At 70.6% G+C, this 12,638-nt stretch carries 14 protein-coding genes; 12 read left to right on the forward strand and 2 right to left on the reverse strand.

The window, feature by feature from the left end:
* Positions 1-431, reverse strand: a 431-nt coding sequence (locus ADK57_RS43220) for an alcohol dehydrogenase catalytic domain-containing protein (protein WP_159050240.1), incomplete at its 3' end; no start/stop codon positions are given.
* Positions 432-753: 322 nt separating this feature from the next.
* Here ADK57_RS43220 and ADK57_RS43225 point away from each other — a divergent pair.
* The 9 genes from ADK57_RS43225 (at position 754) to ADK57_RS43265 (ending at position 8,823) form a co-directional block, all read left to right on the forward strand.
* Entirely contained in the window at positions 754-1,260 is a 507-nt protein-coding gene (locus tag ADK57_RS43225) for a MarR family winged helix-turn-helix transcriptional regulator (protein WP_053755253.1), read from the forward strand.
* 59 nt (positions 1,261-1,319) lie between these two features.
* Positions 1,320-2,030, forward strand: coding sequence for a response regulator transcription factor (locus tag ADK57_RS43230; protein WP_053755290.1), 711 nt, complete (start codon positions 1,320-1,322; stop codon positions 2,028-2,030).
* 128 nt (positions 2,031-2,158) lie between these two features.
* Positions 2,159-2,809, forward strand: coding sequence for a GntR family transcriptional regulator (locus ADK57_RS43235; RefSeq protein ID WP_053755254.1), 651 nt, complete (start codon positions 2,159-2,161; stop codon positions 2,807-2,809).
* A 48-nt stretch (positions 2,810-2,857) separates the two neighbouring features.
* Positions 2,858-3,607, forward strand: a complete 750-nt coding sequence (locus tag ADK57_RS43240; RefSeq protein WP_053755255.1) for a PIG-L deacetylase family protein — start codon at positions 2,858-2,860, stop codon at positions 3,605-3,607.
* Positions 3,604-4,308 carry a 4-carboxy-4-hydroxy-2-oxoadipate aldolase/oxaloacetate decarboxylase gene (locus tag ADK57_RS43245; protein ID WP_053755256.1) on the forward strand — a complete coding sequence of 235 codons (705 nt, stop codon included), beginning with the start codon at positions 3,604-3,606 and terminating at the stop codon, positions 4,306-4,308. The genes ADK57_RS43240 and ADK57_RS43245 overlap by 4 nt, the downstream gene beginning before the upstream one ends.
* A gap of 26 nt (positions 4,309-4,334) precedes the next feature.
* Positions 4,335-5,426: a 4-oxalomesaconate tautomerase gene (locus ADK57_RS43250; RefSeq protein ID WP_053755291.1), complete on the forward strand. Its 1,092-nt coding sequence runs from the start codon at positions 4,335-4,337 to the stop codon at positions 5,424-5,426.
* The gene (locus ADK57_RS43255) at positions 5,423-6,373 is read left to right on the forward strand and encodes a catechol 2,3-dioxygenase (protein WP_053755257.1); all 951 of its coding nucleotides are present in this window, start codon (positions 5,423-5,425) and stop codon (positions 6,371-6,373) included. The genes ADK57_RS43250 and ADK57_RS43255 overlap by 4 nt, the downstream gene beginning before the upstream one ends.
* A 239-nt stretch (positions 6,374-6,612) precedes the next feature.
* Positions 6,613-7,941, forward strand: a complete 1,329-nt coding sequence (locus ADK57_RS43260; protein WP_053755258.1) for an MFS transporter — start codon at positions 6,613-6,615, stop codon at positions 7,939-7,941.
* Positions 7,942-8,031: 90 nt separating this feature from the next.
* Positions 8,032-8,823, forward strand: coding sequence for an alpha/beta fold hydrolase (locus ADK57_RS43265; protein WP_053755259.1), 792 nt, complete (start codon positions 8,032-8,034; stop codon positions 8,821-8,823).
* A gap of 13 nt (positions 8,824-8,836) precedes the next feature.
* On the opposite strand, the gene ADK57_RS43270 is transcribed toward ADK57_RS43265, so the two are convergent.
* Positions 8,837-9,241 carry a cupin domain-containing protein gene (locus ADK57_RS43270; protein WP_053755260.1) on the reverse strand — a complete coding sequence of 135 codons (405 nt, stop codon included), beginning with the start codon at positions 9,239-9,241 and terminating at the stop codon, positions 8,837-8,839.
* A gap of 233 nt (positions 9,242-9,474) precedes the next feature.
* Here ADK57_RS43270 and ADK57_RS43275 point away from each other — a divergent pair, with 233 nt between their 5' ends.
* From ADK57_RS43275 to ADK57_RS43285, 3 genes are read left to right on the forward strand one after another with little or no spacing between them, the layout of a single operon-like run.
* Positions 9,475-10,038 (forward strand): carboxymuconolactone decarboxylase family protein, encoded by a 564-nt coding sequence (locus ADK57_RS43275; RefSeq protein ID WP_078973661.1) that lies wholly within the window; start codon positions 9,475-9,477, stop codon positions 10,036-10,038.
* The gene (locus tag ADK57_RS43280) at positions 10,035-11,546 is read left to right on the forward strand and encodes a sugar ABC transporter ATP-binding protein (protein WP_053755262.1); all 1,512 of its coding nucleotides are present in this window, start codon (positions 10,035-10,037) and stop codon (positions 11,544-11,546) included. Before ADK57_RS43275 ends, ADK57_RS43280 begins: the two co-directional genes overlap by 4 nt.
* Entirely contained in the window at positions 11,543-12,559 is a 1,017-nt protein-coding gene (locus tag ADK57_RS43285) for an ABC transporter permease (protein ID WP_053755263.1), read from the forward strand. The genes ADK57_RS43280 and ADK57_RS43285 overlap by 4 nt, the downstream gene beginning before the upstream one ends.
* The last annotated feature ends 79 nt before the right edge of the window (positions 12,560-12,638 follow it).

The raw sequence follows: 12,638 nt of genomic DNA on the forward strand, positions 1-12,638 counted from the left end.
GCCATCGGCTCGTTGAGGGCGGCGACGGCGAAGGGCACGTGGTCGGGGAAGACCGCGACGCTCTTGCCGACCTCGGCGTTCTCGATGAGCAGGTACTCGTCCATGCCGCCGCGCTCGCCGCCGCAGCCGATGATGCCGCTCGGGGCGTCCTGCGGGTTGACGACCACGCGGTCGCCCACCTTGAGGTCGGTGACCTCGGCGCCCACCTCGACGACCTCGCCCGCCGGCTCGTGGCCCAGCGGAATGGCGCGCCGCGAGCCGTCCGCGCCGGTCGGCATGCCGCCCAGGTGGAGGAAGAAGGTGTCGGTGCCGCAGATGCCGCACGCCCGGATCCGTACCAGGGCGTCCTTGGGGCCGGGCACGGGGCGCTCGACATCCACCACGTCGATCTTGTTCTCGGCGCCGGTCAGGACGGACTTCATCGTGGCCATGGAGGGGCTCTCTTTCTGGAGGGGCTCTGTGACGGGTGTTGCCGGGCTCGTGCGAGCTCTGACAGGCGGGGCAGGGCGGTGATCCGACCGGCGGTCCGCTTGCGTCGCCGGGCCGGCGGCGGATGGGGGAGTGCTCCGCCTGCCGGCCCGGCGACCACGCCGCGCCTGTCCCCACAGGCTCGGCGCGAGAGGAGCCGCCTCCGCTCGGGGCGGCCCCGGTCCGAGGTCGTCTTGCTTGACTTAGGCAAGCACAAGGGCGTTACTTAAGTCAAGCAACCTTCTTGCATTGCTTAAGTCAGGCAACTACCTCTAAGGTGATCGCATGCCCGCACAGTCGCCCGCCGCAGCGCCCGTCTCCGTGAACGTCGCCGAGATCGAACAAATCCTCACTCGCGTCACGTACCTGGCCGGCCGCGCCCGACAGCACGAGCGCCTGATGGCCGTGGCCGGGCTGGCGCTGGACCGGGCCGCCGTGGCCATCCTGCGGCACGTCGCGGAGAGCGAGCCGCTGCGCCCCGGGGTGCTGGCGGTCCGGCTGTCGGTGGAGGCGTCCCATGTCACCCGGCAGCTACGGCAGCTGGAGCAGGGCGGGTACGTGATCCGGGTCGCCGACCCCGACGACCGGCGCGCTCAGCGCATCCAGATCACGGACCTCGGCCTGGCGTCGGTCGAGCGCATACGGGATGTGAGCCGCCGGGGGATGGAGATGGCCCTGGCGGACTGGTCCGAGGAGGACCTCGAGCACCTCGCCGCGCTCTTCCGCCGGATGGTCGGCGACTTCGTGGCCCACGCCGAGGACCGGCTCGACGTCCCGCCCGCCGCCCCCTGATCGACCGGGCCGTCGCCGTGAAGCGCAGTCCCCACACGAATGGTCTCGCCATGTACGGGATGTACGGGAACCCCGGCCCAAGGCCTCCCCGCGGGAACGGCCAGCACCTCCTGGTCGTCGTCGACGATCCCGGCGACACCGAACTGCTTTCCACCACACTGGAGTTGGCCGGCTACCGGGTCGGCACCGCGGGCACCGGCGCCGAGGGCATGGCCCGCCTGGTGCGGCACCGGTTCGACCTCGTGGTGTGGGACACCGGTCTGCCCGATCTGAGGGAACTCGCCCGGGGTCGCCGGAGCGCCCCCCTGGACCGCCCTCCACTGCTCTTCCTGGCCAGTTGTGACGCCTTGCAGCGCCTCGTCCCCGAACTGGGTCCGGGGCGGGAGGACTACGTCACCAAGCCCGTCCGGATCGCCGAGGTGCTGGCCAGGGTCCACGTCCTGCTGCGCGGCCGGCGCCCCGCGGCGCCCACGGACGTGCCGTGCTACGGCGATCTGGTCCTGGACGACGCCACGTGCCGGGCGAGCCGCGGGCCGCGCCCCCTCGACCTCACGCCCGCCGAGTACCGCCTCCTGCACCATCTGCTGGCCAACGCTGAGCATGTGCTGTCGAAGGAGCAGATCTGCCGGCACGTCTGGGGCGAGTACCGCGCCGACCAGGCCATCGAGAAGCTCGTCTCCCGGCTGCGGCGCAAGGTGGACCAGGAGGATCCCGCCCTCATCCACACCCGCCGTGGTTTCGGGTACTGGCTCGGCTGCGCCACCCACTGAATCGGTCCCCGGGTGCCCTGTGGGACATTCCTGGGAAGATCCATGCCCGCAATACAGCGGACAAAATTGTTGACAATCTTGTTTGGCTAGATTTAGGTTCGACAGGCACTCACTCAGGGAGGGCAACGATGCCGAAAGAAGCCCGTCCGAGCACCGGAGAGCAGGCCAAACAGCACGCGTTCGCGCAGCTGCGGCAGGCGATCCTGCACGGCGACATGGCACCGGCGCAGCGGCTGGTGGAGAACGAGCTCGCCGAGCAGTTCGGTGTGACACGGGCCAGCATCCGTGCGGCACTGATCGATCTGGAGTCCCAGGGACTCGTCGAGCGGATCCGCAACCGCGGCTCGCGGGTGCGGGTGGTGACCGTGGAGGAAGCGGTCGCCATCACCGAATGCCGCATGGTCCTCGAAGGACTGTGCGCGGCCAAGGCGGCCGTCGCGGCCAGCGACGAGCAGCTGGCCGAACTGACGGACCTGGGCACGGCGATGACCAAGGCCGTGGCCGACGGCGAGCCCGTGACCTACTCCGACCTCAACCACGAACTGCACACCAGGATCCGGGAGTTCTCGGGGCAGCAGACCGCCCTGGAACTCCTGGAACGGCTCAACGCCCAACTGGTGCGCCACCGTTTCCAGTTGGCGCTGAGGCCGGGGCGTCCACAGCAGTCCCTGAATGAGCATCTGGCGATGATCGAGGCGATCAGGGCCAGGGACCCGCAGGCGGCCGAGACGGCCGTCCGCGCCCACCTCACCAGCGTGATCGAGGCGCTGCGCGACTGAGCCGTGCGAGGCGGGCGCACACCTGTCCACTCCAAGGAGATTTGAGCAATGACGCACCCAGGCGCGCCCGCCGTCCCACGATCGACACTCGTCATCACCGCGCACGCCGGGGACTTCGTGTGGCGGGCGGGCGGAGCCATCGCCCTGGCCGCCTCCCGCGGCGAGCAGATCACCATCGCCTGCCTGACCTTCGGTGAGCGGGGGGAGTCCGCCAAGGCCTGGCGCGAGGGCAGGAAGCTCGAGGAGATCAAGGCGATACGCCGCGACGAGGCCGAGCGCGCCGCCGCCACCCTCGGCGCCAAGGTCCGCTTCTTCGACGCCGGCGACTACCCGCTGCTCGTCACCCCCGAGCTCACCGACCGGCTCGTCGAGGTCTACCGCGACACCCAGCCCGACGTCGTGCTCACCCACCCGACCGAGGACCCGTACAACGGCGACCACCCGGCCGCCAACCGCATGGCCCTGGAGGCCCGGGTCCTCGCCCAGGCCATCGGTTATCCCGGGCCCGGCGAGATCATCGGCGCCCCGCCGGTCTTCTTCTTCGAGCCGCACCAGCCCGAGATGAGCGGTTTCAAGCCCGAGGTCCTGCTCGACATCACCGAGGTGTGGGAGACCAAGCGCAAGGCCATGGAGTGCCTGGGCGCCCAGCAACACCTGTGGGACTACTACACCGACCTCGCCGTCCGCCGGGGCGTGCAGCTCAAGCGCAACGCCGGCCCGAACCTGGGCCTCGCGCACAAGACCATGGCCGAGGCGTACATGCGCCCGTACCCGCAGATCGCGAAGGAGCTGGCATGAGCGGCGTGATCGTCACCAACCCGCCGAAGGCCGACGCCAAGGACGTCGACGCCCTCGCGCAGTACGGCGTGGCCACGGTCAGCGAGGCCATGGGCCGCACCGGTCTGCTCGGGCCGGAGATCCGCCCCATCCAGCAGGGCGTACGGGTCGCGGGCACCGCGGTCACCGTGCTCAGCTGGCCCGGCGACAACCTCATGATCCACGCTGCCGTGGAGCAGTGCGGCGAGGGCGACATCCTGGTCGTCACCACCACCTCCCCGTCCACCGACGGCATGTTCGGCGAGCTGTTCGCCACCGCGCTCCAGCGGCGCGGCGTGCGCGGCGTGATCATCAACGCCGGTATCCGCGACACTGAAGAACTGCGTGAGATGGACTTCCCGGCCTGGTCCCGGGCCGTCAGCGCGCAAGGCACGGTCAAGGCCACCGGCGGCTCGGTCAACGTGCCGGTCGCCGTCGACAGCCAGGTCATCCGGGCCGGCGACGTGATCCTCGCCGACGACGACGGCGTGGTCGTCGTCCCCCGCGAGCGCGTGCGCGCCACGGTTGAGGCGTCCGAGGCCCGCGAGGCCAAGGAGGCGGGGGCCCGCGCCGCCTTCATCGACGGCGAACTCGGCCTGGACCGCTACGGGTTGCGGGAGACGCTGAAGAGGCTGGGCGTCGAGTACAAGACGTACGAGGAGTACGAGGGGGAGGGGTCGTGACCCGCGTGCCCGAGGAGGTGCCCTGCATGCTGATGCGTGGCGGCACCTCCAAGGCCGCCTACTTCCTCGCCGACGACCTTCCCGCCGAACCGGCCCTGCGTGACGAGCTGTTGCTGCGGATCATGGGCAGCCCGGACGAGCGGCAGATCGACGGCCTGGGCGGGGCGCACCCGGTCACCAGCAAGGTGGCCGTGGTCTCGCCCTCCGCCGACCCGCAGGCCGACGTCGACTACCTGTTTCTCCAAGTCGGCGTCGACAAGCCGGAGGTGAGTGACCGTCAGAACTGCGGGAACATCCTCGCCGGCATCGGACCGTTCGCCGTCGAACGAGGGCTGGTCCCGGCGGGGGAGGAGGAGACCTCCGTCCGTGTCCGCATGGTCAACACCGGCGACCACGCGACGGCGACCTTCCCGACCCCCGGCGGCCGGGTGGACTACGCGGGCGACGCCGAGATCTCGGGCGTGCCGGGGACGGCCGCACCGGTCGTGATCGAGTTCCCGCCGAGCGCGAACCCGCTGCTGCCCACCGGCAACATCCGCGACGAACTCGACGGCGTGCCGGTGACCTGCGTGGACAACGGCATGCCGACGGTCCTCATCGAGGCCGCCTCGCTCAAGGTCACCGGCTACGAGTCGCCCGCCGAGCTGGAGGCCGACGAGGAGCTGACCGACCGGCTCCATGCGATCCGCCTGAAGGCGGGCCGCCTGATGGGCCTCGGCGACATCTCGAGCGCCACGGTGCCCAAGCTCACGCTGCTCGCCCCGCCTCGCGAGGGCGGCGCCGTCACCACCCGCACCTTCATTCCGGTGCGCTGCCACACGTCGATCGGGGTGCTCGGCGCGGCCAGTGTGGCCGCCGGCCTGCGGATCGAAGGCGGCGTGGGGGCGGACCTCGCCGAGCTCGGTGCACCTGGCGCCGACAGTGACCGAATTCGCATAGAACATCCCACGGGGTTCCTGGACATCGAAAGTAGCCTCGGAACCACCCCCGACGGCCTGCCCGCCGCCCGCCGTACCGCCGTGGTCCGCACGGCCCGCAAGATCTTCGACGGCACCGTGTTCCCCAGGTCCGCCGAGACGGCACCGATTCCCCCGCACGCCCAAGGAGGTCGACGATGACTCCGCCGCTCGGCGACATCGCGCACATCGGTCATGCCCAGCTGTTCACCCCGGACCTGGACGCCAGTGTCGCCTTCTTCACCGACTACCTCGGGATGACCGTCAACGGGCAGGACGGCGACACGGTTTACCTGCGGACCTTCGACGACTACGAGCACCACAGTCTGGTCCTCACCGCCCGCGAGCAGCCCGGCCTCGGCCGGCTCGCCCTGCGCACCTCCAGTGAGGAGGCCCTCCAGCGCCGTGTCCAGGTGATCGAGGAGACGGGTGGCACCGGACGCTGGGTCGAGGACGAGCCCGGCCTCGGCAAGCTCTACGTCACCACCGACCCGGACGGCCACGAGCACGCCCTGTACTGGGAGAGCGAGCACTACCGGGCCCCCGACGAGCTGAAGCCGGCGCTGAAGAACCAGCCGCAGGCCAAGCCCAACCGGGGCGTGGGCGTGCGGCGCCTGGACCACATCAACTTCCTCGCCGCCGACGTGCGCGCCAACGCCGAGTTCCAGCAACACGTCCTCGGCGCCCGGCCCACCGAGCAGATCCGGCTCGACACGGGCAGGATCGCGGCGCGCTGGCTGACGTACACGAACAAGTCGTACGACGTCGTCTACACCTCGGACTGGACCGGCTCGGCCGGACGGCTGCACCACATCGCGTTCGCGACCGACACCCGCGAGGACATCCTGCGCGCGGCCGATCTCGCGATCGACAAGGGCGTGTTCATCGAGACGGGCCCGCACAAGCACGCCATCCAGCAGACGTTCTTCCTGTACGTCTACGAGCCCGGCGGCAACCGGATCGAGCTGTGCAACCCGCTCACCCGGCTGGTGCTGGCGCCCGACTGGCCGCTGATCACCTGGACCGAGGAGGAGCGGAAGAAGGGGCAGGCCTGGGGCCTGAAGACCATCGAGTCCTTCCACACGCACGGCACGCCGCCGGTCGCGTAACGAGGGGTCGTACCAGGGGGGTGGGTGCGCACACTGCCGTGCGCGCCCACCCCTTTCCGTGCCCCGCCCGTCAGTTCCCTGAGGATCGTCGATCGTTGATGAGATTGTTGACAAAAACGTTGACACCATTGGAACGGATCCTTAGCGTCTAGCGCACACCGGGTCAGCCGCTCGAGCCGCGTGGACCCGCCTCATTTGATCCCCTCCAGGGACGTCCCCTGGACGAGAGGAAAACAACGATGTCCTCCTCCCCCGCGCTGTCCGCCCGCGGCAGCAGACTGGCCCTTCTGGTCGTCGGCCTGTGCTGGCTGGCCGTCCTCTTCGACGGTCTGGACATGTTCATCTACGGCTCGGTGCTGCCGCACCTGCTGGAGACGAAGACCTTCGGCCTCACCCCGGACCAGGCCGGCGACCTCGGCAGCTACGCCACCTTCGGCATGCTGGTCGGCGCCCTGACCGCCGGTACGATCGCCGACCGGATCGGGCGCAAGAAGCTGATGGTGTCCTGCGTCGTCCTGTTCTCACTGGCCTCGGGCGTATGCGCGATGGCGGACAGTGTTGCGGTCTTCGGCCTCGGCCGGACCCTGGCGGGCGTCGGCCTCGGCGGTCTGCTGCCCACCGCGATCAGCATGGTCTCCGACTACGCCCCGCGCGGGCGCGGCGCCATCATCATCGGCCTGCTGATGACCGCGCACCACGCGGGCGGCATCCTCTCCGCCTACGTGGCCAAGTGGCTGGTGGACCCGGTCGGCTGGCGGGCCGCGTTCTGGGTCTGCGTGCTGCCGCTGCTCTTCGCCCCGGTGCTCGCCAAGTTCCTGCCCGAGTCGCTGAGCTTCCTGGTCGCAAAGGGCCGTACCGAGGAAGCCCGTGAGCTGGCCGCCCGCTACGACGTCGAGCTGCCCGCCGCCAAGTCCGACCAGCCGGGTGCGGCCGACCGCTGGACGAACCTGGTGAACCTGTTCCGCGGCGGCGAGTGGGTCCAGACCCTGCTGTACTGGCTCGCCTCCTTCGGCGGTCTGCTGCTGGTCTACGGCGTCGCCACCTGGCTGCCCACCCTGATGCGCGCCGAGGGCTACGAACTGGGCTCCGCCCTGTCCTTGGTGGTCGTCTTCAACCTCGGCGGCATCGTGGGCATGCTGGCCGCCGGCCGGGCCGCGGACCGCTTCGGCGCCCCGCGCATCTCGGCGATCTGGTTCGCGCTGACCGCCGTGGGCGTCTTCCTGCTCAGCGTTCACATGCCGATGAGCGTGACGATGATCGTCGTCTTCTTCACCGGCGTCTTCCTCAACAGCGCCCAGACGATGATCTACGCGACGGTCTCCATCCGCTCCCACGCGGACAACCGTGCCACCGCCGTCGGCTGGACCTCCGGCATGGGCCGCTTCGGTGCCGTCTTCGGCCCGTGGCTCGGCGGCCAGCTCCTCGCCGCGGGCAACGGCGACTGGGGCTTCACCGCCTTCGCCCTCGCCGGACTGTCGTCCATGGTCTTCATCGGCATCGCCGCGATACGCGGCGCCGGGCAGACGCCGAAGAACAGCGCCGAGAAGGATCTGATCAGCGCCCACTGACGGGAGCGGACCCGCGCCCGAGGGAGCGAGGACGGACGCCGGCCCACCGCCCGGGATGCGGGCGCCGGCGTCCGGCGTCACGCTCGGAGTATGAGCGAGAGCTGGGATGTCCGCCGCGCGGGGCCGGCCGAGGCCCCACACCGGGCGCTGATGATTCCGGGCGGTCTGTGCACGACCGAGTTCTACGCGGACGTGATGGCCGAACCGGCGGTGGAGGGGCTGGGAATGGTGGCGGCGACGATGCCGGGGTTCGGAGGGACCTCGGCACCCGAGGACGTCACCCTGGCCAACTACGCCAGGCTGATGGCCGGGCTCGCGGCCGAATCCGGCTGCGACGTGGTGGTGGGCCACAGCCTCGGGGCGAACGTGGCGATCGAGATGGCGGCTGCCGGCCTGTTCCCGGGGCCGCTGGTCCTGTTGTCGCCGACGTTCTCGCGCGGGGACGAGGCGAAGTTCCTGGGCGTGATGAACACCGTCGGACGGGTGCCGGTGCTCTCCACCGCCGCCTGGGCCACGATGCTCAAGCTGCTGCCCCGAGCGATGAAACACGAACTGCCGCCGGGGCGCGCGGAGGCGCTGGCGGCGGACATGGGCCACAACGACCCGGAGACGTGCCGGCGGATCGTGCGACGCTACTACGAGTACCTCGACCTGCACCCGTCTCTGGTCGCGCGACTGTGCGACTCCGGCGCCACCGCCTGGGTGGTCCGGGGCGACCACGACGAGATCGGTCTGACGGACGGTGAGCGGCTGGAGCTGGAGGCCTGCCCCCGCATCCACATGGTCACGGTGCCCGACGCGGGACACGCCGTCCTGGTCGAACAGTCCGCACGGGTCGCCGACGTCGTCGTGGAGGCGGTCGCCGCGACCTCGGGGGCCTGAACCCCGAGGTTTCTCAGCCCATCTGGTCCTCGGCGGACAGGTGTTCCACCGTCTTTCCGGTCTCGGTGAACGTCCGTGTCACATGGCCCGAGGAGTACACCCACAGAATGCGCAGCGGGGTGTTCCCGATGTTGCGGAAGAGGTGCGGGATCGGCGACGGGATGTAGGTGGTGTCGAACCGCTCCAGCTTGGTCACCTCGCCGTCGACCCACACCTCCGCCTCGCCGTCCAGGACCGTCACGTGCTCGTCGCAGTTGTGCGAGTGCAACGGCGCCCCCGAGCCGACCGGGTACACGCTCATCCCGCTGGTGATCCGGTTCTCCCCGCCCGCCGAGGGCGTGGTGATCAGCGGCGTGGTCACCACGGCTCCGCCTCGGTCGAGCAGCGGCACCGACGCGACCTTGATGATGGTGGTCATCCGGGGTTCCTCTCCACTTCACGCTGTTGCGTCGAACGACGTTAGGTCGCGCCCGCGTGAATGGGTGCCCTCCAGCGTGCAGTTTTACCTTGCATTCCGGGAGGGGTGAGCTTTTCCGGCCCGGCTGTACCGTCGGCTCGCACCGCACGGATTTCGGATCCGTGCCGGAAACGCGCCGGAAAGAAAAGGCAGGTATCGGCCAGATGAGGCTCCCCGTTCTCAGCGAAGAGGAAATGGGTCCGCGCCAGCAGGAGTTGGCCGCCCGCATCGCCGGCCGCCGCGGTGCCGTGCGCGGCCCGTTCCGGGTCTGGCTGCACAGCCCGGAGATGTGCGAGCGCGCGGAGTCCCTCGGCGCCTTCGCCCGCTTCGACTGCAGCCTCCCCAAGCACCTGCGCGAGCTCTCGCTGCTGATGGCCGCCCGCAACTGGGACGCGCAGTACTCCTGGAACGCGCACGTCCACCAGGCGATCGAGGCCGGTGTCCCGGAGGCCGCCGTCAAGGCCGTGGCCGAGAAGCGCGAGGCGGTCTTCGACAACGAGGCGGACCAGGCGTTCTACCAGTTCTGCCGGGAGATCCTCGACGAGCACTTCGTCACCGACGAGACCTTCGCCCGCGCCTTGGAGCACTTCGGCTCCAAGGGCCTGGTCGACACCATCGGCGCGCTCGGCAACTTCACCATGCTCGGCATGTGCCTGAACACCTTCCAGGTGGACCTGCAGGCGGACAAGGAGCCCCCGTTCCCGGACGTCCGCGGCTACGGGCGGGTCGTCCCCGACGGCGACGGGCCGCGGCCGTGACAGCCCGTTCCGACCGGGCTCCCGGGGCCGTGGTCCGGGTCCGAGGCGTCACCAAGACCTTCGGCGGGGCCGCCGCCCTCAAAGGCGTCGATCTCGACCTGTACCCGGGTGAGATCCACGCGCTGATGGGCATGAACGGAGCCGGCAAGTCGACCCTGGTGCAGGTCCTTTCCGGCGCGCACCAGGCCGACGGCGGCACCGTCGAGGTGGCCGGGCAGGCGCACTCCGGGCTGACCGTGCGCAAGGCGCGCAGGCTCGGCATCGCCTGCGTTCCGCAGCGCCGTGAGCTGGCCATGGGGCTGACCGTCGCCGAGAACGTCATGCTCGGCGACCTGCCCACCCGGGGCCGTACCGTGCGCTGGAAGGCCGTCGGACAGGGGGCCCGCGAGGCACTGACCGGCCTCGGCATCGACATCGACGTGGAGCGCGTCGCCGGCACCCTCACCGTCGCCGAACAGACCATGGTCGAGGTGGCCCGCGAGGTCCGCCGCGGTGGCCGGATCCTGATCCTCGACGAGCCGACCGCCTGTCTGAGCGCCAAGGACGCGGACCGGATCCGCTCGCTGGTGCGGACGCTGCGGGACGACGGCGTCGCCGTGGTCTACATCTCGCACTACATCGACGAGGTCATGGCCGTGGCCGACCGCCTCACCGTCCTGCGCGACGGCGCCGTGGTGACCAGCGCCCCGGCCGCGGAGATGGACCCCGCCTCTCTGGTGCGCAGCATGGTCGGCCGGGATGTCGTCTCGCAGCGCCCCGAGCGCCCCGCCCCGAAGGACGACAGCGGCCTCGTCGTGCGCGGCCTGAGCCACGGCCGGGCCGTCCGGGACTTCACGGTCGAGGTGCGCAAGGGCGAGATCGTCGCCGTCCTCGGGCCCGCCGGAGACGCCCAGTCACGGCTGTTCGACCTGCTGTCCGGACGGCAGCGCCCGGACGTGGGGGAGATGTGGGTCGACGGGAGGGCCGTGCCGTTCGGCAGGGTCCCCGCCTCGCTCGCCAGCGGGCTGCGCTGCGTCACCGGCGACCGCCGCACTCTCGGCCTGGTCCAGGGGATGACCCTGGACGAGAACCTGATGCTGGCCGGTGACCGCTTCGCCCGCCGCAGGCTGCACCGCCGCAGCGAACTCGCCCGCCGTGCGGCCCCGTTGCGCAGCAGCTACGGGGTGGTCGCCCTTGCCGGCAACCCGCCGGTGGGAGCGCTGTCCGGCGGCAACCAGCAGAAGGTCCTGCTGGGCAAGTGGCTGGAGACCGAACCGGTCGCCTGCTTCCTCGAAGACCCCACCAACGGTGTCGACGTCGCCGCCATGGCCGACATCCACACACTGGTCGACGAGCTCGCCTCGCGCGGCGTGGCCGTGCTGCTCGCCTCCTCCTCCGCCGAGGAGGTCATGCGCCTCGCCGACCGTGTCGTGGTCGTCAGCGCCGGCCGCACGGTCGCCGAACACGACATCACCGCCATCACCCGCGACGAGCTCGTCGCCACCGCACTCGGAGGTCAGCCGCAGTGAGCCTCAAGACCCCCTCCGCCGCCCCGGACGTCGCGGCCGGCCCGCCGCAGCGCACCGCGTCCCGGCTGACGCCCCAGGCTCTGCTGCGCATTCCGCACGGTGGCCTGATCGTGGTCCTCGTCCTGGTGGCGCTGTTCACCGCCCTCCAGGCGGACTCCTTCACCAGCTCGCAGAACCTGCTCAACGTGCTGCGGCAGATCAGCGTGACCGCCGTGATCGCGGCCGGGCTGACCCTGCTGATGACCGCGGGCGGCATGGACTTCTCCATGGGCAGCAACGCGGCCGTCACCGTGTCGGTGGGCGCGACTCTGCTGCACGACGGCCGGCCCACCGCCGTGACCGTGGTCGTCACGCTCCTGCTCGCCACCCTGACAGGCCTGGTCAACGGCCTGGTCGTGACCTTCACCAGGGTCGCCCCGTTCGTCGCCACCCTCGCCTCCGCGATGCTCCTCGACGGTGTCGCCCTGCTCGTCCTCAACGGCGAGTCGATCACCATCGGCCAGCGGATGTGGGCCCTCGGCAACGACAAGGTGCTCGGCATTCCCTACCTGTGCGTCCTCGCGATCCTCGTGCTCGCGGCGATCGGGCTGGCCATGCGGTTCACCACCTTCGGCCGGGACGCCTTCGCGATGGGCGGCAACGAGCACGTGGCCCGCCTCAGCGGCATCAACGTCTCCGGCCGCAAACTCGCCCTGTACGCCCTCGCCGGCGGCCTCGCCGGTCTGGCCGGACTGATGCTGCTGTCCCGGCTCGGCGCCGCCGCCCCCAACACGGGCGGTCTCCAGCTCCAGTTGACGGCCGTCGCCGCGGTGGTCATCGGCGGCACCTCGCTGGCCGGCGGCCACGGCACCGTCGTCGGCACCGTCCTCGGCGTGGTCCTGCTCGGTGTCGTCGCCAACGCGCTGAACCTGCTCCAGGTCAACAGCTACTACCAGTACGTCGTGACCGGCGGGGTGCTGCTCGTCGCGGCGATCGTCAACGAGTTCCAGCGCAAGTCCGCGCCAGGTCACTAGCGCCGCGCGACGAGCCCGTCCCCCTCTTCCGCAGCCCCCGGTGCGCCCCCACACTCCACAACCTTCTCTTCGAAGATGC

Origin of the sequence: Streptomyces sp. MMG1533, from assembly GCF_001279775.1 — a bacterium.
Classification (GTDB): domain Bacteria; phylum Actinomycetota; class Actinomycetes; order Streptomycetales; family Streptomycetaceae; genus Streptomyces.